23 protein-coding genes are annotated in these 25265 nt (G+C 37.8%); 9 read left to right on the forward strand and 14 right to left on the reverse strand.

What is annotated here, in order from left to right; all coding sequences use genetic code 11:
• Positions 1-25 precede the first annotated feature (25 nt).
• The 9 genes from EGN73_RS03830 to EGN73_RS03870 all read left to right on the forward strand — a co-directional run bounded on the left by EGN73_RS03830 (position 26) and on the right by EGN73_RS03870 (position 9831).
• The gene (locus EGN73_RS03830; RefSeq protein ID WP_219287156.1) at positions 26-1411 is read left to right on the forward strand and encodes a CmpA/NrtA family ABC transporter substrate-binding protein; all 1386 of its coding nucleotides are present in this window, start codon (positions 26-28) and stop codon (positions 1409-1411) included.
• Between the two features lie 103 nt (positions 1412-1514).
• On the forward strand, positions 1515-2606 hold the full coding sequence (locus EGN73_RS03835; protein ID WP_219287157.1) for an ABC transporter permease: 1092 nt from the start codon (positions 1515-1517) through the stop codon (positions 2604-2606).
• Complete coding sequence (locus EGN73_RS03840; protein ID WP_246611463.1) at positions 2607-3488, forward strand: ABC transporter ATP-binding protein; 882 nt, start codon at positions 2607-2609, stop codon at positions 3486-3488.
• Between the two features lie 10 nt (positions 3489-3498).
• Positions 3499-4314: an ABC transporter ATP-binding protein gene (locus tag EGN73_RS03845; RefSeq protein ID WP_219287158.1), complete on the forward strand. Its 816-nt coding sequence runs from the start codon at positions 3499-3501 to the stop codon at positions 4312-4314.
• A 248-nt stretch (positions 4315-4562) separates the two neighbouring features.
• Entirely contained in the window at positions 4563-4985 is a 423-nt protein-coding gene (locus EGN73_RS03850; protein ID WP_219287159.1) for a 3-hydroxyacyl-ACP dehydratase FabZ family protein, read from the forward strand.
• A gap of 212 nt (positions 4986-5197) precedes the next feature.
• Entirely contained in the window at positions 5198-6292 is a 1095-nt protein-coding gene (locus EGN73_RS03855; protein WP_219287160.1) for an MBL fold metallo-hydrolase, read from the forward strand.
• A gap of 2 nt (positions 6293-6294) precedes the next feature.
• Positions 6295-7101 (forward strand): helix-turn-helix domain-containing protein, encoded by an 807-nt coding sequence (locus EGN73_RS03860; RefSeq protein ID WP_246611464.1) that lies wholly within the window; start codon positions 6295-6297, stop codon positions 7099-7101.
• A 324-nt stretch (positions 7102-7425) separates the two neighbouring features.
• A complete protein-coding gene (locus EGN73_RS22810) occupies positions 7426-7659 on the forward strand; it encodes an HTH domain-containing protein (protein ID WP_219287161.1) in 234 nt (77 codons plus the stop codon).
• A 114-nt stretch (positions 7660-7773) separates the two neighbouring features.
• A complete protein-coding gene (locus EGN73_RS03870) occupies positions 7774-9831 on the forward strand; it encodes a hypothetical protein (protein WP_219287162.1) in 2058 nt (685 codons plus the stop codon).
• A gap of 91 nt (positions 9832-9922) precedes the next feature.
• On the opposite strand, the gene EGN73_RS03875 is transcribed toward EGN73_RS03870, so the two are convergent.
• The 14 genes from EGN73_RS03875 to EGN73_RS03940 form a co-directional block, all read right to left on the reverse strand.
• Positions 9923-11770: an O-antigen ligase family protein gene (locus EGN73_RS03875; RefSeq protein WP_219287163.1), complete on the reverse strand. Its 1848-nt coding sequence runs from the start codon at positions 11768-11770 to the stop codon at positions 9923-9925.
• A 185-nt stretch (positions 11771-11955) separates the two neighbouring features.
• Complete coding sequence (locus EGN73_RS03880) at positions 11956-12525, reverse strand: hypothetical protein (protein ID WP_219287164.1); 570 nt, start codon at positions 12523-12525, stop codon at positions 11956-11958.
• On the reverse strand, positions 12522-13568 hold the full coding sequence (locus EGN73_RS03885) for a BF3164 family lipoprotein (RefSeq protein WP_219287165.1): 1047 nt from the start codon (positions 13566-13568) through the stop codon (positions 12522-12524). The genes EGN73_RS03880 and EGN73_RS03885 overlap by 4 nt, the downstream gene beginning before the upstream one ends.
• A gap of 165 nt (positions 13569-13733) precedes the next feature.
• Positions 13734-14021 (reverse strand): hypothetical protein, encoded by a 288-nt coding sequence (locus EGN73_RS03890; RefSeq protein ID WP_219287166.1) that lies wholly within the window; start codon positions 14019-14021, stop codon positions 13734-13736.
• A 336-nt stretch (positions 14022-14357) separates the two neighbouring features.
• Positions 14358-15851: a hypothetical protein gene (locus tag EGN73_RS03895; protein ID WP_219287167.1), complete on the reverse strand. Its 1494-nt coding sequence runs from the start codon at positions 15849-15851 to the stop codon at positions 14358-14360.
• 7 nt (positions 15852-15858) lie between these two features.
• A complete protein-coding gene (locus tag EGN73_RS03900; protein ID WP_219287168.1) occupies positions 15859-17028 on the reverse strand; it encodes a hypothetical protein in 1170 nt (389 codons plus the stop codon).
• A gap of 71 nt (positions 17029-17099) precedes the next feature.
• A complete protein-coding gene (locus EGN73_RS03905; protein WP_219287169.1) occupies positions 17100-17417 on the reverse strand; it encodes a hypothetical protein in 318 nt (105 codons plus the stop codon).
• Between the two features lie 334 nt (positions 17418-17751).
• The gene (locus tag EGN73_RS03910; protein ID WP_219287170.1) at positions 17752-18906 is read right to left on the reverse strand and encodes a hypothetical protein; all 1155 of its coding nucleotides are present in this window, start codon (positions 18904-18906) and stop codon (positions 17752-17754) included.
• The gene (locus EGN73_RS03915) at positions 18903-20024 is read right to left on the reverse strand and encodes a DUF4221 family protein (protein WP_219287171.1); all 1122 of its coding nucleotides are present in this window, start codon (positions 20022-20024) and stop codon (positions 18903-18905) included. The genes EGN73_RS03910 and EGN73_RS03915 overlap by 4 nt, the downstream gene beginning before the upstream one ends.
• Positions 20025-20257: 233 nt before the next feature.
• Positions 20258-20566, reverse strand: coding sequence for a hypothetical protein (locus EGN73_RS03920; protein WP_219287172.1), 309 nt, complete (start codon positions 20564-20566; stop codon positions 20258-20260).
• Positions 20567-21291: 725 nt separating this feature from the next.
• Positions 21292-22512, reverse strand: coding sequence for a 6-bladed beta-propeller (locus EGN73_RS03925; RefSeq protein ID WP_219287173.1), 1221 nt, complete (start codon positions 22510-22512; stop codon positions 21292-21294).
• A gap of 216 nt (positions 22513-22728) precedes the next feature.
• On the reverse strand, positions 22729-23091 hold the full coding sequence (locus EGN73_RS03930; RefSeq protein WP_219287174.1) for a hypothetical protein: 363 nt from the start codon (positions 23089-23091) through the stop codon (positions 22729-22731).
• A gap of 1 nt (position 23092) precedes the next feature.
• Positions 23093-24295 carry a 6-bladed beta-propeller gene (locus EGN73_RS03935; RefSeq protein ID WP_219287175.1) on the reverse strand — a complete coding sequence of 401 codons (1203 nt, stop codon included), beginning with the start codon at positions 24293-24295 and terminating at the stop codon, positions 23093-23095.
• A gap of 82 nt (positions 24296-24377) precedes the next feature.
• Positions 24378-24650 (reverse strand): hypothetical protein, encoded by a 273-nt coding sequence (locus EGN73_RS03940; protein ID WP_219287176.1) that lies wholly within the window; start codon positions 24648-24650, stop codon positions 24378-24380.
• Positions 24651-25265: the final 615 nt, after the last annotated feature.

Here is a 25265-nt window from a genome sequence, read left to right on the forward strand (position 1 = left end):
AACATCATAATTTAATCATAAACCTATGAACATCACGAAATTTATTGCTGTCCACTGCTCACTTATAGCCATTGGCGTATCACTCTGGAGTTGTGGCCCAGGTCAGACCCAAGGTTCAAATGAAGTACAGCAGACATCAGACTCCAAAACCATACTATTGGACATCGAAAAGCCCCAGTTGACCTTTGGATTTATCAAATTGACCGATATGGCACCATTGGCCATAGCCAAGGAATTGGGTTACTTTGAGGATGAGGGACTTTTTGTATCGGTAGAGGCCCAGTCCAACTGGAAGAATATCCTGGACCGGGTAATTGATGGTCAATTGGACGGCGCCCACATGTTGGCAGGACAGCCCATTGCGGCAGGTGCAGGTTTTGGTAGACAAGCTGAGCTGGTGACACCTTTCTCCATGGACCTCAACGGTAACGGGATCACGGTCTCCAACGATGTATGGAGCAAGATGAAACCACACATTCCTACCAACAGTGATGGAAAACCCGCCCATCCTATCAAGGCTGATGCCCTGGCACCGGTAATCAAGGAATACAGGGAATCCGGCAAAGCTTTCAAAATGGGAGTGGTGTTTCCGGTTTCTACCCACAATTATGAAATCAGATATTGGTTAGCTGCTGGCGGGATCAATCCGGGCTTCTATACGGCTGATAATATCCAGGGACAAGTGGATGCTGATGTTTTACTTTCTGTCACGCCTCCACCTCAGATGCCGGCCACACTGGAAGCAGGTACCATCTACGGATACTGTGTAGGTGAGCCCTGGAACCAGCAGGCGGTATTCAAAGGCATAGGTGTTCCGGTTGCCACCAACCACGACATCTGGCAAAACAACCCCGAAAAGGTATTTGTAATGACCAAAAGCTTCGTGGAGCAATATCCCAATACCGCAATTGCGGTAACCAAAGCTTTGATCAGGGCCGGAAAATGGCTGGACACTCCGGGCAACAGGCCCTCTGCGGTTGGCATACTTTCCAAGCCTGAGTACGTAGGGGCAGATTCCGTGGTCATCGCCAATTCCATGACAGGAACATTTGAGTACGAAAAAGGCGACAAAAGACCCTCCCCGGATTTCAACGTGTTCTTCCGCTACCACGCCACCTATCCTTTCTATTCGGATGGAATCTGGTTCCTTACCCAGATGAGAAGGTGGGGGCAGATACCGGAAAGCAAACCGGCAGATTGGTATTCACAGACCATCAAGGACATCTACAGACCGGATATCTGGATGCAAGCCGCTGAAATTTTGGTCAAAGAAGGCTATTTGGATGCCTCCGAGGTACCCGCTACTGATGGGTACAAGGCACCGACGGCAGAATTTATTGACGGGATCACTTATGATGGTAAAGACCCAATAGGATACATCAATGGTTTCAAAATAGGTAATAAAGACTAGACTGTAGGGAGGTTAGTCGGGGTGCGGGCAGGGTTTCTGTACGTCCCCACTTTCCCAAAAGCATAACAAAGAATATATCATTAAAGATAAAAAGAGAGAGAAAATGAAAGAGAAAACCATTCGCACATTGAAGTCCATAGGGCTGGGCTTTTTGGAGCCTTTGATCCGGGCAGTAAGTGGTGAGGAGCCCAAGAAGAACCTGGGTACATTTGTTAAGGGAACCATGTTTCCTATTGCTTCCATATTTCTGTTCATTGCCATATGGCATTTTTCGGCGACGGCCCTTTTTAATAAAGAGGCAAATGTAAAAATTGAGAAGGCCAGAACAGAACAGGGAGAAGAAGCGGCATTGGCCATGAAAGCCTGTATCGTTTCCGGTGATGTGAGCTGTCAGCCCAATACGCTCCCCTCTCCTGTACAGGTACTGGCTGCTTATAAGACCTTGTGGAGAGACCATGTTGAAATCTCCCAAAAGAAGGATGAGTTCAAGGAAAAAGTCGCTTCTACCAATGCCAAAAGGGCAGATCAGGGCCTTGGTCCGATCAAATACACCGGTAGGCCGTCCTTTTTGGACCAGATTATTACCAGTTTAAAGACAGTGGCTGCCGGATTTCTATTGGCACTGTTGGTTGCCGTACCTATTGGTATCATCATCGGATTGAGTGATACCCTCCGCAATTCCTTCAACTGGCTGATACAGATCCTCAAACCCGTATCTCCGGTAGTTTGGCTCTTGTTGGTCTTTATGATAGTCAAGACCGTCATCACAGATCCCAATATGGACAAGTCTTTTATCATCTCCTTCATCAGTGTGGGACTTTGTGCCATGTGGGCTACTTTGATCAATACCAGTATGGGAGTGTCCTCCGTGGACAAGGATTATATCAACGTGTCCAAAGTACTGAACCTGAGCATTGGCCAGAATATTTTCAAAATCATCCTTCCTGCCTCTTTTCCTTTGATATTTACAGGCTTGAGGATCACGGTATCGGTAGCATGGATGGTATTGATCGCCATAGAGCTATTGGCCCAAAGTCCGGGATTGGGCTCATTTGTATGGGAGGAATTCCAAAATGGTGCGAATGACTCTAATGCCAAGATTATCGTAGCCATGTTTATCATCGGTATCATCGGATTTTTGCTGGACAGGATCATGCTTACGGTACAGAACTTAATGACCTTCAAAAAAGCATAGATGATGGCACTACTTGAAATAAAGAATGTATCAAAATCCTATGGCAGTGGGTCTTCCAAAGTGGATGTATTGACGGATATCAACCTTTCGGTGAATGAAGGTGAGTTTGTGGCCATCGTAGGTTTCTCGGGAAGCGGCAAGACCACCCTGATCAATATGATTAGTGGCCTGCAATTTCCCGATAAGGGAGTGGTATTGCTTCACGGAAACCCTATCACCGGACCGGGACCGGACAGAGGTGTGATTTTTCAGAACTACTCCCTTTTGCCCTGGCTGACGGTATATAAAAATATCAAGTTGGCGGTGGACGAGGTGTTTCCGAAAATGACCCGTAAAGACAAGGATAAGCATATTAAAAAATACATAGCCATGGTGAACCTCAGCCATGCCATAGAAAAGATGCCTTCAGAACTATCCGGAGGCATGAGACAGCGTGTGTCTGTAGCCAGGGCCTTGGCCATGGATCCGGAAGTGCTCTTGATGGATGAACCATTGAGTGCCCTGGATGCACTTACCCGAGGCACCTTACAAGAAGAAATAGTCAAAATCTGGAGCCAGGACAAAAAGACGGCAATACTCATCACCAACGATGTGGATGAGGGAATCCTTATGGCTGATAGGATTATTCCACTTACGCCAGGCCCCAATGCCACGCTCGGACCAGAGTTTAAAATAAACTTTGAGCGTCCCAGGATTTTGACAGAAATCAACAGGGATCCTGAATACAAGCGGTTGAGAAATGAAATCCTGGATTACCTCATGGAGGTAGGTGCTACCAGGAGACAAGTCAGTGACCAGAAATACCTCCTGCCAAACATACAGCCTACATTACCAAGCAAAAGCTTGTTTGGAAAAAGAAAAAAATTGGTATCCAACTCCTAAAACCTAAAAAATGGAAGCTTTATTGAAAGAAGAACATTATACCCCTCATTTGGAGGGCAAGCCTAATATGTTGGTCTGCAAAAACCTGAAAAAGGTCTACCCTACCCCAAAAGGGGAATATGTAGTATTGGACGACCTGCAGCTCAAGATCAGACAAGGGGAGTTTGTCTCTATCATCGGACATTCGGGCTGTGGAAAATCCACTTTACTGACCATGATCGCAGGTCTAAATCCTATCAGTGGTGGCAACATCCAGGTAGATGGCGCTCCAATTATTGGTGCAGGGCCAGACAGGGCTGTGGTATTTCAGTCCCCCAGCTTATTACCTTGGTTGACAGCATTGGAAAATGTCATGATCGGTGTGAAACAGGTTTTTCCAAAAGCCACAAAGGCTGAAAAAATAGAAATCTGCAAATACTACCTGGACAAGGTAGGCCTGGGAAATGATTTTGATAAAAGGGCCACTTCCCTTTCACAAGGGATGCAGCAGCGGGTGGGGATTGCCAGGGCATTTGCCCTCAAGCCAAAAATACTGTTATTGGATGAACCCTTCGGCATGTTGGATTCGCTGACCAGAGGGGAGCTTCAGGATGTCTTGCTGGAGATCTGGCAAAAAGAGAAGATTACAGCAGTGGCCATCACCCACGATGTGGACGAGTCCATATTCCTGGCAGACCGGGTCATCATGATGACCAGCGGACCTCATGCCAAAATCGGTGACGAACTGTTCATTCCCTTCAAAAGACCCAGGAACCGAAGGGATGTATTGGAACATCCGGAATATTATGATTACAGGGGCTATTTGATTGATTTTCTCAATCACTAATTATACAAATTTATTTCCAGAAGCATCAATTTCCAGCATAAATACCATTAGCTGAATGGGTTACTATTTATAGCATTTTCAGGATGAAAAACTAACTTCATAAAAGGCAATTCGATTATCTCACTATTGAGGATGCAATATATAGTTATGTGCAAGAAAACGGATACACATCTTTTTTTATTAACTTTATCGAATATAGCTTGTAGAGAAACCTGTTTTTTCATTGGTACAGCATTAAACCTTAAGACATGAAGCCGGAAAAAATTAAAATAGCTGAATTAATACCACATAGAGAGCCGTTTTTGTTTGTAGAAGACATCCTTTCAGCAAATGAAGATGAAATTATTGGTATTAAAACATTCGATAAGGGAGACGATTGGTTAAGAGGAAGTTTTCCTGGTTCAGGTATTGTTCCTGGAATGATTCTGTTGGAATCCATGGCCCAATGCGGAGGAGCGGGAATTAAATTAATGGAATTGGCAGATGGTATTTTTGCGCTGACAACCATAGAATACCTCACTTTTTATGCAGCCGCAGAATTTGACCAGGAAATTAAATATGTTATCCAAAACCTCAGAATCAGCCGAAGCCTCATTAGGCAAAGTGGTATTGCTTACATGAATGGCACAAAGCTATTTGAGGCAAAATGGATGAGTGTCAAGGTAGCTTGAAATTATAAAGGTATTTTTTTTCAATTTTAGAAACTTACATTAAATAACCCCGATGAGACCTAATGCAAGACAAACTTGGTTCTAAAAATATTCTGAAAGCTATACATGACCCTCACAACAAACAAATTTGAACTTTTCAACAAAGTTTGGTATTGTGGCATGATATATCTTTGCTGGAGATGAATCAATTCCTGAATATTTTAAAAAGTGTTATGATCTTATTTTTGAGTAGTCTCCTTCTCCTGGCAGTAGGTGGTTTGCTATTTTTGCAGCATCCCAGGTTTGGCAAGGCCCCTAGTGGCGATCGCCTGGAAAAAATCCGGCAATCTCCACAATTCAAAAACGGTAAATTTGAAAACTTCAGTCCCACGCCCATGCTTTCGGAAGGTTATTCCATGGCAGGGATTATTATTGACCAATATTTCAAAAGCCATCCCAATCGGGAACCAAAAGCAATAATCCCTTCTACTAAAACCGATCTTTTAACATTATCTCCTGAAGAAAATGTACTGGTTTGGTTTGGACATTCCTCCTATTTTATGCAGTTGGAAGGCAAGCGGTTTTTGGTGGATCCTGTATTGAGTGGAAATGCTTCTCCTATACCAGGCAGTCTAAAAGCGTTTCAGGGAACAGATCAATATGCAGTTTCAGATTTTCCGCAAATCGACTACCTCCTGATCAGCCACGACCATTATGATCACCTGGATTACAGTACTATCTTGGGCTTAAGAGAAAAGGTAAACACAGTACTTTGCGGCCTTGGTGTTGGTTCCCATTTTGAACACTGGGGTTATTCCCCATCTGTGATTATAGAAAAAGATTGGGATGAGACTGTAGAATTTGGAGAATTGAAAATCCATACCACCAAGGCCAGGCATTTTTCCGGCAGGAGCATGAGAAGAAACAACACCCTCTGGCTTTCTTATGTGATAGAGACTGCTAAGCTCAAAATATTTGTGGGAGGCGATAGCGGTTACGATAGCCATTTGACGGAAATCGGGCAACTCCATGGGCCATTCGATCTGGCAATCCTGGAAAATGGGCAGTACAATGTAGCTTGGGATAAAATTCATTTTATGCCCCACCAGGTTATTGCAGCGGCTTCCGACCTTCAGGCTAAGCGGGTGCTACCTGTTCATTCCAGCAAGTTTAGACTTGCCATGCATCCTTGGAATGAGCCTCTGAGAGAGGTGAGCAGGTTTGCTTTGGAGCAGGGAATTCCTTTGATTACCCCACTTATCGGTGAAAAGGTGAATATTGATGATGAAACCCAAACTTTTAGACCGTGGTGGACCGAGGTAAAATAAACTTGAGCGGGATCCAAATAGCCACAGCTGACATCAAATCCTGTTATATCGGTCCTGAAATTTCCGATGAGCAATTTATCCCGGAACATATTTTCTTTTTCCTTGCAAAAGGGTTTGTAGAAGGTTATGATGGGCACAACAAATACAGCTTGCATTCCGGTGACTACTGCCTGCTTAGAAAAAACAATTTGGCCAGGTATGCGAAACAAAAGGAAAATGATCAATTTGAAAAAGTTGTGGTTGTTTTTGACGAGCCTTTTCTGAAAGATTTCCAGAGCAAGCATGCTTTTAATACTGGGCCAAGCTATACCGAAGGCACATTTGTATTCTTTGAAAAGTCAGACCTGGTCCCCAACTTTATTCTGTCTTTGGCATCCTATTACCAAAAGGACGGGAAAATTGCCAAAAGCTTTTCTGATGTCAAAAGGGAGGAACTGCTATTGATTCTTTTGCAGCTCGATCCCGGCCTTGCCAATGTTCTTTTTGATTTCAGTACTCCCCAAAAAATTGATCTGAAGGCATTTATGCTTCAGCATTACCGATTCAATGTCAGCCTGGATCGCTTAGCCTTTCTTACCGGCCGAAGCCTTTCCACATTCAAAAGAGAGTTCAAGCAATTGTTCAAGGATACCCCCAGCCATTGGATCCAACAAATGAGGTTACAGGAGGCCTTTTTCCAGATCCGGCAAAAGAAAAGGAAACCCACTGAAGTCTATCTGGATCTGGGATTTGAAGACCTCTCCCATTTTTCCTTTGCATTCAAGAAGAAATTTGGCGTGGCGCCATCTAAAGTAGGAATCAATCATTAGCAAAGAGAAATAGGAATCAGTTGAGAAGAATCTGTCAAATTTAATGACGAAATGGATAAAGTGGTTTTGATGTCTTCTTATTTTATATATCGTACAGTTTCTTTTAGGTGTTTTTCTTAAAGTTTAGGTTAACGTAACTGCATTTTCAAATATAGTATCACCTTCGGTTAATATGACACAATATAACTAAATATCAATTTGGTAAATTTAAATTGAATTAAATATCAGAATTTTTGAATAAGAAATTTACCCTTTCCTTATTCATCAAAGGCAATTGATATCCATCTAAGAAAAGTATTGTAAAAACTATTTAAACGATACACTATGTCCGCTCAATATTTTCAGAGGTTTCAATATTTGGATGAATTGATTAGAAAAAAAGCCACGGGCCCTCCAAAACAATTGGCAAGAAGGTTTGGTGTTTCAGAAAGGACCGTATATGAGTATATAAATGTACTGCGTGATTTAGGAGCTGAAATTTCCTATTGCAACACCTCTGAATCTTATTATTATAAACAGCGGGGTGAATTCTGTTTTCAGTTCAGAAAAATCAAATAGCAGAATAGATAAACGAGGTTCAAAAATCATTAAGTTGTTTAAAATACATGAAATAAATTCAATCTATTTTTAGCTTACAGTTGATCCAAATACTTATTATAAAATTTGATCTTAATGGCCAAAAAACACAATATAAAAAGCATAGGCTTGCTCTTTTTGATGTCACTTTGCCTGATGTCATGCTCTGAGTCCTATTCCGATCAAGATCTGGAATTAGCTGTAAAATCAGCAGGAAAAAATCGTGGTGAAATAGAAAGGGTTTTATATCATTATTCGCAAGAAAAGGAGGATAGCTTAAAATATGTAGCAGCAAGACTTCTGATCATCAATATGACAAAACAGCAAGGAATTGGTTATTACAGTGAGGAATATGAAAATTTCACTAAGCATGTTTATGATTCATTGGAAAATCATGGTGAAGACATGTTCCTTTCCAAAAACCAAGATGTAAACAAAATGTTGAGAACCAATGTGTTTAATGACATCTGGGATCACTATGCTGCAAAACTTGGTGATCCAAGAGGGTATCGTTTTTCATACCAAGCAGACATTCAAAACATCAGTGCGGAAATGTTGATCGAGAACATTGATTATGCATTTAAAGCCTGGGAGTTACCATGGTCAAGGAAATATTCATTTGATGAATTTTGTAAATTCATTCTACCATATAGATATGCTGATGAACCTCTCTCGCATTGGAGAAAACTGTATTGGGAAGAGCTGGAGTTTATTGTTGACTCATTGAAATCTGAAACTGACCCTATAACTGTAACAGCCTTGATTAATGAGCAATTTAAAAAATATTATACTTGGGGCAATGAGAAATTGAACGGGGTATCAAGAGGAAGGATTAAGCCGATGAATTTATTGAGGGGAGGCATTACAGGAAATTGTCATGACCAAGTTGGTATAGGATATTCTGCGATGAGGGCACTTGGTATTGCGACGTCTGAAGTAATTATTCCAAATTGGGGGTATGCTGGCACTTCTGGACATACCTTTAATGTCGTACTAGATCCTCATAAAAAAAGATGGGTGGATTTTCATGCAGGAGACATTAATCCAATTGATAACGAAGTGACATTAATGCCAAAGGTTTTCTTACTTGATAATTTTGCCTTGGGAAACACCTCAAACCAATTATCCAATTTTGAAAACCTCACTGATCTAACATCCCAATTTACCAAAACTGTTGATATTAATCTTGATTTGGAAACATCTGATAAGTACCCTGAATATGCTTATTTATGTGTGTTCAACAATTTTAGTTGGCAACCTATAATGTGGGGGGAGATCAAGGAAAACAAGGTAACTTTTAATAATATGGGAGTTGACAAGGTCTATCTTCCTGCAGTATATATTGAAAATCAACTAGTACCAATACACCCTCCTATCCAAGTTGATTCAACAACAAAAACCACAATACTAGAACCCTCTGACTCAAAATTTATCTCAACCAGATTATTTCGAAAATACTTTCTCCAGGAAAAAACAAAAATAGAACGGTCCAAAGATTTGGTCGGAGGGAAATTCCAAGTAGCTAACAAGAAGGATTTTTCTGATGCCAAAACCATTTTTACAATTCCAGACTTTGCTTCCTATATTCCAATTGAAAAATGCACTGAAGAAGTAAATGGCCGGTATGTTCGCTTCCTGTTTCCACCTGTAGATAGGGATTTTAAAAATGGGCCTGCCTACTTGGCTTTCTATCCATCTGATGTTGAAGCATCAAACCCTCTAAAAGGAAAATATATTGCTTCAGAACAGATAAATACAGAGAATTTAGATGCAATTTTTGATGATGATTTGCTTACATATGTTGTTTTGTTACCTAATGAATCAAGCTTACTCCCTAAAATCAGAAACCATATACCAATAACTGATAAAAACAATTCCCTTTGGGTTGGTATGGATCTGGGAACCCCAACCAAAATCAACCGTGTAGGGTTTTGCCCCAGAAATGACAAAAACAACATTTACCCAGGATTACACTATGAACTTTTTTATTGGGATAAAAAATGGATATCGCTTGGAAGAAAGCAGGCCACAGACCATTTTCTTAACTTTGATGATATCCCTTACAACAGTTTGATGTTATTAAAATGTCATAGCGAAGGTGTAGAGGAAAGAATTTTTACTTTGGATCACGAAAAAAAACAAAGATGGTGGTGATTTAATACCACACATCTCTTTACCTATGTACATAAATCAAAACCTATATTTATTATATTCCAAATCACTTTAGACCATTTTAAAGCACCTTTCATTTTGGATCCAATATCATCTTCATCTCGTTTTTGATCTCTTCCACTGCCTGTGACGGTACCTTGGGTTCTTTTTCTATTAAATATTGGGCTATGGGAATCAATTTATCATTTTCCCCTATCTCTTCATATAATTTAGCCAATAGATAGCGTGCATAAAATCGGTCAGGAAGCATATCTACAGCCAGCTTGTAAGCCTCTTCAGCCTCTTTGTACAGCCCTAAAGCCCTGTAACTGTCACCCAAAGTCGTCTGGATGATGGTATTTCCTGCATAGTATTTGGCACGTTCCAATGTGATTACAGCCTCCTTGTGACCTCCCTGTACTGAAAGTGCTTTGCCGTAATTGGTAAGAAAATCCCCTTCCTTATTAAAGTAAGGATATGCATTCTGATATTTTTCGATTACCGTCCCAATAGTACCTCCATTGTATAGCCTCAATGCCTCTTTCCAATCCTTAGAAGCCTGATATAATCCCTTCAATTTCACTCCAGCAAAAGCAGTCAGGGAAAGCAAGAACAAACTTAATCCCCATGCAATTAAGGGATTGGGACGTTTTATTCTCCGGGTGTAAATTAAGTCGGACTCCCCTGCAGCTATCGCAAAATACAACACGGCGCTGAGCTTGATGGGAAGGATGTGGGAAGGGTAGGAAAACATTCCGAATACCAGTATGGAAATGATTCCTGCCTGCGAGATCCTCAAAGATGCGCTTGGCTTACCTTTACCAGTCCGGAACAAAAAAAGTATCAGCAGGAAAACCAACAACAGGCCTATTATCCCTTGCTCTGCCAAAAGCTGCAAACCTTCATTGAAGGCATACACCACATCATCGGCCAGATAAATGGAAGGGTCTTTGGGATTTGCCTGGAAGTAGGCTGCCTGTGCTTCCATGTAGCCCGCCTTGAAGCGGTCAAAGCCCAGACCAACCCAAGGGTTCTCTTTGACCATACCCCAAGATGCTTTCCACATCAGTAACCTGCCATCGGCAGAGTCTCTCTTAAACCGATAGATACTTCCAAATAAACTTAACAAGACTATTACTAAGAGAAAAGCCGCTAAGTATTTTTTGACAGGGCGGTCTATGAAGTCCATCCTTAAGTAATTTCTCCAATGATAGCGATGATACAGTAAAAAAACAGCCGAAATCAACACGGCCAACCAGGCTGCACGGGACTGGGCGGCGGGCAATACAAGCAATATCCCTCCACAGGTCGCTAAGGCAAAGTATTTTAGAATACTTTGCAATTGTTTGTATTCATCCAGTAATAATAACTTGTCAACAAACAGATATATGCCCAACGCAGCAGGAAACAGCGCTGCCAGATAGCCCGAATAAGGCCCCGGGTTAAAAAAACTACCTGTCAGTGGAAAACCCGAATGCTGGGTGGGGTAAACCCCATACAGTTGCAGTTGCCCATAAACCAATTGTATCATTGCGCCAATTATCAGCAAAACCAACAACAGAAAGTGATTTTCTTTTTTGAAGAATATCCTGACTGCCAGATAAAACATCACCAAACCAATCAGGTCGAACAGACGATAGGATTGGCTGGCGGTTTCCTGAAGGAAAAAGGCATTGATTACAGCCCAGGCAATGACCAAAAAAAGCAGGCAATCCAAAGCCTTGATCTGAAAAACCCAGGCCTTGTCTTTTCGTATTAAAAATGCAGCGAGCGGAAATGCCACTCCCATCATCAATGCCAAAAGCAGCATACTTTGTCCCAACTGTAAAAAAGGAATATAAGCCCAACCTTCTATCCTAAACAAAGGGAGAAAAGCCAAAGCAATACCGAAGATCGCAATGAAAACAAATTGACTGGTTGTATGGAAAATTGATTTTTGCAATTTTTATTAGAATTGATTGTGAAAATATTTGAAATTCAAATTACATGAAGACAATAATCTTCGCTTCCAAAAGTCATACTATTATCCTACATCATCATTGTAGCTTCCCCTCACCTAGAAGTGGTTTTCTAAACCTTCTTATAATACTAAATGGCTTTAAGTAAACTGTAGTTTGGTTGTTCAAATCAAGGTTTGATTTGATCGCTTAATAACTCAAGAAAAGCTTTATCTTTTATTGGATTTCCTTTAAATAAAACTTCAAATCTTGAATTGATTAAAATAGTGTTAATTCCGTTTTCCAACAATTCATTGTTTAGTAATCTGAACTCGTCATTGGTGTCGAAATAAAATTCTCCTTTAGGAAGTGAATCCCCTTCGTTTTCAACTACAAATTTAAAAAAGTGGAACTCATCTTGTGCTCTTGCGATGAAGAAAAACGGAATTTTGAATTCTTGGAATTTTGGTTCATTTTCGATCCAAAAATCCAATTCTTGAATACATGTCACACATGAAGCATTAATGAATATAACCATGGATTTGGAGCTGTTTCTAATTCTTGTAGCAACATCCAATTGTGGCTCATAAATCGTCCTATAAAGTATTAAAGAGTCAGGTAGTATTACTGAATCAATAAGAATATCTAGAGATTGGATATCATTTAATTGATTGACTTCATACCTCTTAGGTTTGCAAAACCAGATGAATAAAGATAAAAGAAGAAGAAATGTCAGGAGGGAATTGAAGCTTTTAATCATAGATCTATATAGATGATTTCCCCCTTATCAACATCAAAAGAATAGATTCTTTTACTATCAGAAGAAACACTAAAACTCATTATTTTCCTATCCAAATTTATTTTACTAATCGGCTCCCCATTCCAATTATAAACCAAAATGGTATTGGCCATAAATGAGTCGGTAATCTTGTCGTGTTCACCCGAGAAGGAAATGTAGATGAAGTCGTCCGTTACAGCCAAATCAGTATATGTATGCTGTAAATCCCCCCCTCTTTCCAAATGAAATTTCCCATTTTCTCCTTGTGTTAATGCAAAATCATTGTCAATATTTTCCGGCCCTTGTATCAAAATACTTTCAAAATCGGCCAAATCAAAAATTTCAATGGACTCATGCCATCTATAGGCAGTTACTAATTTTTTTTCATCAGGTTTTACCGCTATTTTCGCTTGAAAATAATCCCGGAGTAATTCGTTTGGAATATCATCCGAAATTTTAGTGAATGAGCCAAATTCCTGAATAATTTCCCCGGTGAGCTTATCAATTCTTTGAAATTTATTCATTGAAGTTAGTAAACCATTCCCTATAAACTCATCTTCGTTGAATATATCTATATCATTAAAATAATCGTTAAACTTCACTTCATACCTGTTTTCACCACCATTGACGTTAGATAAATCATAAGATACAACTTTTGATATAGACTTATCCATTACCCAAAGCACCTGATTTTTTATCCCCGAAGAAAATGGAGCAAATGTTTCATAAGGTCCACTGCCCTTTCCTATAAAACTTTCCTTGAAATCCTTTGATTTAAAATCATAGAAATGGAAAATTTTATTGTTCCACCCTTTCAAATCAAAAACAAATAGCCCTGAATCAACCTCAAAGATTTTATAGGGTGTTCCTTCAAATTCCAAAAGCTTATCAAACTTGTAATCATTTGATTTGGGAAAAGAAGCAACTCTTTTACTGTTTTCGTTGATAATTACCTCCCTTTCCTTTTTCTGAACACAAGAATTCAACACTAAAATTAGAATCGTAATCAATTTTATTTTTTCCATTTTTTTTACTTTCTACGGTTTTATCTTTTAGTGCACAGAGGATCAAAACATTTTAAAGATTCTTTTCCAATGCAAGTGGGTTTCTTTAGAATGTTGATTTTTAGTTAATAAAAATGGTGCAAAGTGGAAAAATATTAACATTCCAAATCACCAATAGTTTTACTTTTAATATCCACAACTTGCAGGTTCCATAATAGATTTTTCACGACAATTTAATATTTGGAATCCACCGGAGAAACAAGAATCGTATGGATTTCCTGTATGTCTACAGTTTTTAGCTACAGTTTCACCTTGTGCAATCGCCTTATTCCCCAACTCAATCAAAGTAATAGATGGAAGGATTTTGTCCTTTTCGAATTCCAAACTGACCATGATGTTAAATACCAGCATCACTCCAAATACTCCTGCAGCTACCCAGCGTAGCCATTTGCTTGTTTTTAGATAGTTTTTCATGTTATTGTTAGTTTTATTATAAATAAATGTTGAAACAAAAATATGTTCGGCCACTGCAAAAAAACTTCAGTGGGTCATTTTTTTGATTTTTTTTATTGTGCGCAATCCGGTTGGCACTATGGCCTACTAATTTTAAAGCAAAAATTGAGAACTATTGAGAAAAATTTATATCTCAGAAAATATAGGATAGAATAGAAATTTTCACCTAAAAATATGCGTATCCGCAGTAAAACACATAGGTTTGTTGGATTTGCAACAAGATTCTTGACAAAGTATTATGCCTTTTTAAATCACTTAATGTCTTATTCCATGAATGAAAAAAAGAGTCGAAGATGGTTATTGAGAATTCTTAATCTCTACCCAAACTCCCCTAAGTTGTTCTACTACATTTTTAATAATTCGGGACTCTTTCTCTAGGACTTCAGATTTAGTATTTGCTTCGGGGTATAAACTGTACAGCTGATTAAATTCATCATCTGACAAATAATGAAATCTTTTTTCTGAGTTGGCAACATATTGTTTTTCAATATCAACCTTACTACTTAGGTCAGATTTAATCCTGGAATACTTTTCTTGAAGTACTGTCCCGTTTTTCGCCCAGTAATTTGCATCATAAGGAACCATGCTTTCCAGGCCGATTCTCGACATTGCTTTTCTCAGATTCCCTAAATCTTCCTTATTAACCTGCTTATAGTTTTTAAGATACATCTTTTCGATAATGGAAGACTCATTACTCAGCTCAAACGGTCTGGGACGAAACAAATTTCTTTCTCCAAAAAACTTGGCTTCCAAACCTATCTCCATGGGTAAAATTGTAGCATTCTGTCTATCATAAGCCACCGATAGAACCCCACTGATCTCCCTGCTTCGGCCACCTCTCTTCAATGGGAAATTCAAATACCTATAACTCGAGAAAATATACATCAACCTCTCTACCATCTCACCGCTACTATTCAAATAAAGCACCCCTTCACCTACCAAAAACAAAGGGAGTTTATCATCTGCTTTGAATTGGTCTTTGACAGTAAAATAAATCACATCTATTTCATTCTCAACACCATATTTGAAATCATAGTATTTCATACTTTTTTCATTCAAGGGCCCTGACAGCTCCAAAGCTCTGTAAATCTCTCTCACATAAAAAGGAGAAATCAGATAATCCTTATCTCTATTAACCTGAGTATTAATTCTACTGGCAATAGTGTCTCCAGCCAAATCCCAATGGAAACTTCTCCTGACTTCCATCGGAACCAAATGATTATAAGTATCTCCAGAAGAATTATCGTGTGCAAAATCCCACGGCTTCCACTTGTTATTTCCAGAAAGTAGTGACAGTCCATCTGCTTCATAAAAATCTAAAATTCTTCCTTTTTGACTGACCATAAAATACCCTGAAAAAGCCCCTAGATGAGGAGAAGAAATATATTCAGAACTTATCCGCTTTGAAAGCTGCTTTACATGGTCCCTGGGATCCTTAAAAAACTTAATTTCAAAAGTCTGTAAAGCTACGTCTTCATATTCCAAAATAATTTTTGTCAATCGGTTTTCTGTAACTTGGAACACAGTATCAGAATAGAATAGGCTCTTTATCTGAAAAGGTCTCCCCACAGGAAGTGTAACTACACCAACACTATCTGCCAAGGCTTTTACTTCATCCAATTGATTGTATATCGGCAAAAATGGAACAGCAATCAAGCTTTTCCCATCTTTGAAAAAAAATTGGACACTTCCTTTATCCTTTTCTCCCTCTTGAGAAAACAGTGGCGTGACTGCAATAAAAGTTAATAAGAATAAAATTTGAATTTTAACTGATTGATTGAGTGCTTTCATTATGGTATCAATTTTCCGGTAACTCAAACCTTAAAAGTTTTATTGAATCTTCCTCTTTGTCTGGCCTATACTTAAACTCACCGTAATAATAGGGTGCTTTATATCCTACAAAGAGAAAGTCTTTTGGAACCTCTACATCTCCTATCAGTGTATCATCTCGATAAATCTGCAAACCGTCTACATGTGGATTGGATTTGGTATATCCCCTAAACAAAAGCCCCGTCTCCCTGACATAATCTACTGAATGATAATAGCCATAACGATCCCTGTCCAATTTCCATACAGCTTCATAATCTTCTACATCTTCGGCTTTGAAATTTTCATAAGCTATGTTCATTTCCTTGCCAGCCACGCCAAAAGCATAATACACTTCACCAGAACCACTTAACTTATACAAAATACTGTCTGCCTCATATCCTTGGATGTAATTATCAGCATCTAAATATGAAAATGGAGCCCCAGTCAAAGTAGACAGAAATTTGTACTGATGATATATGGGTGAATACCCTCCATGAATAGATACTTTAGGGTCATCTGGATTGACTTTGCCTAAAACGCAAGCTTCCTGATAAAACTTTTCATGCCAGAGGTAATTAAAATCCGGATGAGGAATAGTGATTGAAAATACTAAGTTGCCTTGGTAGTCATGTCCCAGTTTCAAATGTTCAATAAAAACTTCATAATGACCTACATAGTGTGCCTTTGGATTGTTTAGCAGTTCATTATAAGGTGTATTTTCATGATAAAAGTCGAATTGCCCCCTTTTCACTATTTCCCAATTTTTATTGATAAAAAAATATTGATAACTACCACCTAATATTACCAGATATTCATCCATGATCGTAGTTTCCAGGATAATATTATTAATTGAATTTGGACCATCACCTCTACCCAAATTGGTCGATCGATGAACTAGATCATCTGAAAACACATGTGCTGAAACCAACTTCCTGTCTAAGAGTGTTAGGCTATCATTGAAAATAACCCAGGTTCCAAGTCCCGAGAAAAAAATATTATTATTGATCAGAGTATCTATTTTGATGCTATGGATCGAGATTTCTTTTTTTGGAGTGAACTCAACAGATTTCCCCAAATAGGTCACATCCTTATCTTCTTGGCAATTTGTACAAATGACCAGAGTCACTGACAAAAACAAATAAACACTTTTGTAATTCATAAATGCTTTGAATACGTTCTGATACAAGGAGGATTGAAAATTTTCAATCCTCCAGAATTAAAAATTAATGTCTAACAATTACTACTCCATGAATTACAGTTACCTGTCCCTCCGGAAAATTCAGCACATTTTCTATTGAAGCTAATGTAATTTCCACCACTACAAACTGCTCCATGACACCGACATTTCAGTGATCCGGTATCTGGTGGCCAAGGATTTTCAATTGTTTGGGCCATCGCCTTATTCCCCAACTCAATCAAAGTAATAGACGGAAGGATTTTGTCCTTGTCAAATTCCAAACTCACCATGATGTTAAATACCAACATGAATCCAAATGCTCCGGCAGCCACCCAGCGTAGCCACTTGCTTGTTTTTAGATAGTTTTTCATGTTATTGTTAGTTTTGTTATAAATAAATGTTGGAACAAAAATATATTCGGCCACTGCAAAAAAACTTCAGTGGGTCATTTTTTGATGTTTTTTATGATTATTCTATCTGTTGAATCAATTTTATCATTCGAATCTACCCCCCTTTTTAAGTCCCCAAAATTAAACTTTGGAAAAGTTCACTTTACCCTACTATCTAAACGTCATTGTTATTAGATTTTGGAATAATAAAAGTAACTTGATTTTGAGTACGTATTTGAATGAGGTATTTGGAACCTCAGTTCTTGAAAGTTTCCTTTTACAGCATGAATGTTGCTATATAAATTAAATAGCTATCTTAATTTTTATGGATTAGCCCTTTTGATTGGAGGTTTTCGAAAGCGTTGATCTGACCCTGCATATCATTTTCGAAAAAACTTTGAAGTACTTCTGACCATTCTATTTGGACATTTAATTTTTGCAATGCATGCGCATCTTTGACATAGAGCATGGTGGGGTTTAGAATGAATTCGGCCAAACCTTCGAATGTCTTTGGATTGATGAGCAGATTTTGAGTCGAACAGACCACCATCACCTTGCCTGAAAACCCTGTCAACAAATCATAATGGATGCCCACAAATTGAAATGGATTGGTTAAATAAACTTCCCAAGGCTCTTGGCTATTGATTTTCAACCATTGTATTACCTTTGGGGCAGATCTGGACACAGAGTGGTCATATAGGTAGTTTCGGCTATGTTCAAAAAGCCGGATTTTCACAGCAATATCCTGTAATTGATCTTCATTAATATCGGGAATAAAATATTGCCAAGTTTTAAATTGAAAAATCTTGTTTTGCAGTGCAGCTTTCTTCCTCCTAGAATCATCGTATGGTTGATCTAATCCGGCATACATCATAAACTTTAGCCATTTTCCCAAAGTATAAGTTTCTTGCAATCCATCAATTGGAAATTCAAATGGCCTAAAACCCATATTCCTCTGCAAATCAAAAAGGAGTGGATTAACGACAACCACCTTTCCAACATTCTTTGGAAAGAGGCTAAGATAATGTAGTGCTATGTAGGAAGCACTTGGGTAAGCGAACAAATGAATCTGCTTTTCCCCCAATGACTCCTTCCTCCAACATGCAAGGTCATTTGCATGCTGGTCTATGTTTAACCATTTATAGGCATTAGACCAATTGTTTTGACCAGAATACTTGACAAGGCGGCTTATCTCCTTACTGCCTTTTCTGCCATGAAAAAGTACGATATTGAACCTCTGGGATAAGTCCGGTGGAATCATCGTGTTATTCAAACAATCATCCAAGGCATCAGAAATTATAACCACCGTTTCTTTGTCAGGGTCAAAACCATTGACAAAAGAATAGCCCACTTTAATCTTTATACTCTTGGTATCATGGTGATCAACAGGAACCATAATAAATCTAACCTCTGTCCCAAAAACAGGATTTAAATAAAAGAATAAAACGGTTAGGGTCAATATTGCCTTCAATGATTTTGGAGATCTGGAGTTAGTATATGAAATACAATTTCATTTTCTGATACACTGCTGTTCTTCGGATGTGCAACATTGAGGTAAAGCCCATCTTTCCAAACAAACCAATTATTTATCTGATAAGTATAATCCGGAAGCCTATAATCAAGTAAATGGTTGAGATTACCGTCAAATACCGACAATGACAATCCTTTCTCAATAAAAGAAACTTCTTTTCCTTCTTTGGGAGCCTCCCAATTTGCTCTATAGATCACATTTCTCCATGGATCAGGTATGGAGGTCAAATAGTGCCTATTGTTAATACCGTGCAAATCAATCTCACTTTCGTCAATTAATGGAGAAAAATCATCCTCTAGGTTACTATCTGAAATTTTACTGTTTTTATCCAAGCTGTAAATATTAGGATCGTATTGAAAGTTAAAAATAAATTTTTCATTCATTTTATCCTGGAAACCCAAATAAGTAATGAAGCCCATACGACCATTATTCTTCTTATATACATCACTATGATAAATTGGTAAACTTTTAAACTCCTTTTTTTCTATATTAAATTCACTTACCAGAGGAGATTCTTGTTTTTCTAAATTGGAGCTATTGTGAAATGTGATGTAAAAAAGAATTGAATGGCTATCAGGAAAATACTTTAATTTGAAATAGTGGTTCACGTTTGGCTCTCCTTTACTTTCAAACCCAAACAAATCATAAAGTTGAAAAGTGGAATACACCTCTCCTTTTAAGTTGCCCAAATGTAATTTACCTCTTTCAAAAAGAAAAACCGAATCTTTCGAGTGTAGAAAAAATCCCTGCACAGCACCAATAGCATTTGGCCCCTCTTTTTCCAACTTGATTTGTTCTACTGCCTGGAGTTTTTCGAGGTCAAAAAAATCCAGGGAATGCATCCTCTGGTTGTATCCCACCAGCATGGTGGTCTCCTCTGTGGTATAAGGATGCCAATCCATATAACTACTTAGATAGTTTTCATCAATTTCTATCACCTTTTTTTTAAATGATAATTCAAGCTCATCAAGATTTGATACATCAAGAGTATGGGATTCTTTACATGAAACTAAAGAAACAATAATAAATGGGATTAATAAACTCTTATTTACTCTCATAATTTAGTAGAAAAGGCTGTCTCATAAATCTTCTTCCAAGCTTAATTACCAAATCAAAGTATTGAAACCGAAAATAATCCATTTTTGACTTCGGTTCTTTGTGGCTTATTAAATCGATTAAGAAAGGCCACAAAAGGCATTAAGGCACAAAGTTCAGCCCATTCGAAATCCAAAGAATGTTCTGATTAAAATCCAGAAATTTAGACTTAGGAGACAGCCTCTATTTGTTTGATTTAACAACTGGAAAAGGAATTACAAACTTGACTATTTACATCCCCGAGACCACAACCACTCATAGACCACGTCGATTGGCACCAAATTCTAGTGCAAGGGAAATTAAAACCTCCAGCAGAAAAAGAACAGTTTCCTCCACTCTCCCCCTGAGCCATCGCCTTATTCCCCAGTTCAATCAGCGTAATAGATGGAACAACCTTGTCCTTGTCGAATTCCAAACTGACCATGATGTTCAGTACCAGCATCAGACCGAATGCTCCGGCAGCTACCCAGCGCAGCCATTTGCTTGTTTTTAGATAGTTTTTCATTTTATTATAAATAAATGTTAGAACAAAAATATATTCGGCCACTGCAAAAAAACTTCAGTGAGTCATTTTTTTGATTGAGTGCAATCCGGTTGGCACTAGGCATACTAATTTTAAAGCAAAAATTGAGATTAATAGAGAAAAATTTATATCACAGAAAATAAAGGATAAAATATAAATTTTCACCTTTAAATATGCGTATCCGCAGTTATGCACATAGGTTTGTTGGATTTGCAACAAAATACTTGACAAAGTATTATGCCTTATTAAATCACTGAATGTCTTAAACCATGGGTGAAAAATTGGGTCAAATATGGTTATTGAGAATTCTTAATCTCTACCCAAATTTTTCTAAGTTGTTCAACTACAATTTTTATAAATTGAGACTGGGTTGTTAGCTCAAATTGTACTCAATCCCTGCCCCTTACCTCAAAGCTAAAGCTAAGCTACATCAAAGCAGGGAATACTGGGACTTTTGGGTGGGGAGTTAACATTGGAAGAGGATTATCCGAAATTCTATATCTGAGTTGATATTCTTTTTAAAATTTCTGGATTTGGATTTTCCTAATTTAAATTACCCTATCCTGTTTAGGTAATCACCGGCAAGTTCCAGTGCATGCTGAGTGTCCGAAGACCTCACACTACAACTTATCATAATAAACGCCAAAGAAATTACAGTTGCTAACCTAATAGCATCAATATTCATCTTCGGAGTTTCAAGTTGGTAATCAAAAAGTTTCAATAGCTTTCAATTTGTAAAACAACAAAACCGGATTATCCGAGGCTTCAGTTTCTTCAAAAAGTTCAATTAAATTTCCTGGCAAATCAAACTCATTTATATCTCTTTTATCAATACTGGCTACAACCTCAGATGAAATAACAGAAATCAAGATATCTTTTTCTGCAATTTGGTGAGTTGGATTAAAGAAGCCGAGTGCTCCAATATCATTGATATACTTAGCGCCATAGACAGTGCCATTACTATTTTTATCATAAAAAATATAGGATAGTCTTCCATTGTGATTTACGTTAAATAGAATGGTATTTTCAAGTTCCAATCCATTAGATACCATAAATGCAAATTCCGGCGACTTGTACTTTTTTAAAAATTTGTCAAGACCCATGGAAAAATCCAAATCCTCAGGTAATGCCAATTGTCCGAAATCCAATTCATACCTTGGATATAACAATGAATCACAAACAATCTCATAAATGGTAGAGGTAAAAGGCTGAAAATAAGACAACTGACCAGAAAACCTTCTTAATGTCTGACCTGTGAAATAGACTCCTCTTTCCTTGTCTGCATTATAGGCCCCTCCTGTTGCAATTACTTTCCATTCCCTGTCCACTATAGCCAATTGATTATTTCTTATTTCTGGTAGGTGGTCGTTGTAGGTTTTTCCCAAGGTTACAGCAATGGTAGAATCCGTCAAAAAGTCAAAATCCTCTAATCGAAAACCTATAAACTTTTCCCTGAGGAATGTTCCATCCATTGAGTAATATAATATTTTGGATAATTTGTCATCGAAAATTGCCAGTTCGTCATGAAAAATATCCAAAGCAAAAGTACTTGCCTTTAGGAATTCGGCAGGACCATCTCCCGTACCCAGTTTAGAGTATTGAAACGTGCCTGAATCATCAAACACATAAACCCCTCCCTTTTTGTCGTCCAGCAAAAAATACTTGTCCCCATGTGATCTGATCTTAGGGACCATATCTGTCATCAAATCATCTGGTACTTCCCCAAGCTTCAGGTAGCTTACTTCTTCAATGACACTAGATAGCTTGAAAACAGCATCCAAGTCTTTGGGGAGTGTGATTTTATGGGCTTTTACAGATGTATCCACCTTAAGACTGTTTACTTCCTGATCTACTGTTTCACTTAGCAGCTTATTTCTGAATTGATAAATTGTCTCCTGTTTATCTTTGTGCCTACAAGATGAAAGCAAGCAAAGTTTAAAAGACGAAACAAGGATCAGGAGCCAAACAATATTTTTTTGACTTATGTATTTTTGTTGTTTTTTAGTATAGCAATGGTCCAGTTGCAGCATTTTGTTTTTAAAATTTAATTTTGAAAATTAAACAGGTGTAATTTGTCTTTTATAAAATTATTAAAAGAAAAATAATGACTAGCCATCAGCAGACAGCTAGTCAATCTAATTCACCTAGACTATACAATTGTGTGATACACAAGCAAAATCTGGCCCATCTAAGCATTTTTCAGTAAAACCATTAAATGTATCACATATTGTATTTCCACCCCACCCTCCGCAAATTTCTTTAGTACAAGGTTCGTTGGTCATTACTCTTTGCCAAAGAGAATCACATCCGAAAATCAAATTACCGCAATCATTATCCCCTCCGCTTTCACTTTGAGCCATCGCCCTATTCCCCAACTCAATCAAAGAAATAGACGGAAGGATTTTGTCCTTGTCAAATTCCAAACTGACCATGATGTTAAAAACCAACATCAATCCAAATGCACCGGCGGCTACCCAGCGTAGCCTCTTGCTTGTTTTAAATATCACATCAATCCATTTGAAACTCTTCCCTTAATCTCATGAGCATAATAACCGGGTTATCTTCAGCATTTATGATTCCAACTCCATCAACATCTGTATTAATTTCGTCTTGGTCAACCACTAACTCCGGTAAAATTATGTGGATCAATTTGTCCCCATCTACAGGGTTATGTTTTATCGAGTAGGAAAAAGAACAAATATATACATTTGAAGGAAATCCATTTATGTCATTGATGATTTCATTCGTATGAATAATCTTTTTGGAACCTTTTAAATCAATGTAATGGTGGAACTTCCTATTTAATCCATCCATGAAATAATAGGTGAAAGAGACAATGTTTTGTTCATAAATATTGAGAACAGGAAAAAATGCCAATCCACTTGTATTTTGTTCCAAATATTCCTTTTGTTTATCAGTACTCTCTAATTTTATGGAATTATCAATACCATATTTCCCGAAATCAACAGAGAATTCAGGAAATGCCTCCATACCTTGTAGATTAAAAAATGTGTTTTTATACATTAATGATACAAAAATTTTTCCTGCTTTGTTTTTAATAAAGCTTTCTGTGTTGAAGGAAAATGTACTTCCATTTGTAGTTATTGATTTAGAGAAAAGAGATTTTTGGTCCCCTATTTCATTCATTATTATAATATCGGCATTTGTTCTTTCACCATTTACGATGTTTTCATTTTGTTGGGTAGAAAAATAGTATAGGTCATTTTCTTTTTTCCATGAATTTGCGGAAGGGAAAGGAAGACTCCTTTCATCCAAAAGCTCAAAACTAATATTTGAATACCTTAAAATTCTCGATTTTTCCCCTAAATAATCTACTACTTCCAATGTTTTCTCATCTTCACTTACAAATACAGGTCCCAATTGACGATATTCATCAGGACCATCGCCTCTTTTGGCAAGTTTTGTAACAAAAGATCCCTGCTTATCAAAAATGAATAAAGCATTCTGACCATTGTCTACTGCATAAATATATTGATTCCCAAGAATAATTTCTCCAACCCTCACCATCATACTTTCTTCACTATTTTCAAGTTTAATGTAATCAATAGAGTCAACTAATTCAGATAACATAAAACTTTGCTTTGCTTCATTAGGGTTAATGGAAATCACTTTAAATCCTCCGCTCTGTTTAGTTTCGCATCCAATAGATATTAATAGAGAAACAAAAATTAGTAATGCCATTTTTTTCATGTTGAATAGTTTTATCTACCAAATAGGATAAGCATTTTTCTCCAGCCAAAACCTGAGAAAAATGCCCAAAGATTTACGATGCTTACCAGCAAGTACAACCCCCTGAATTGCATTGAGGTGTTTTTCCTGCTGGGCAACAAGATGAGCATTCCCATTGACGCTTTTCAGCAAAGTAATGGGTGTAGGTACAAGAACCTCCCAGGCAATTATCCACCCCTCCACTATCCCCCTGAGCCATCGCCTTATTCCCCAGTTCAATCAGCGTAATAGATGGAACAACTTTGTCCTTGTCGAATTCCAAACTGACCATGATGTTCAGTACCAGCATCAGACCGAATGCTCCTGCAGGTACCAAGCGTAGCCACTTGCCTGTTTTTAGTTAGTTTTTCATTTTATTGTTAGTTTTATTATAAATAAATGTTGGAACAAAAATATATTCGGCCACTGCAAAAAAACTTCAGTGGGTCATTTTTTTGATTGAGTGCAATCCGGTTGGCACTAGGCATACTAATTTTAAAGCAAAAATTGAGATTAATAGAGAAAAATTTATATCACAGAAAATAAAGGATAAAATATAAATTTTCACCTTTAAATATGCGTATCCGCAGTTATGCACATAGGTTTGTTGGATTTGCAACAAAATTCTTGACAAAGTATTATGCCTTATTAAATCACTGAATGTCTTACACCATGGGTGAAAAATTGGGTCAAATATGGTTATTGAGAATTCTTAATCTCTACCCAAATTTTTCTAAGTTGTTCAACTACAATTTTTATAAATTGAGACTGGGTTGTTAGCTCAAATTGTACTCAATCCCTGCCCCTTACCTCAAAGCTAAAGCTAAGCTACATCAAAGCAGGGAATACTGGGACTTTTGGGTGGGGAGTTAACATTGGAAGAGGATTATCCGAAATTCTATATCTGAGTTGATATTCTTTTTAAAATTTCTGGATTTGGATTTTCCTAATT

Source organism: Arthrospiribacter ruber (genome assembly GCF_019343195.1).
Lineage (GTDB): Bacteria > Bacteroidota > Bacteroidia > Cytophagales > Cyclobacteriaceae > Arthrospiribacter > Arthrospiribacter ruber.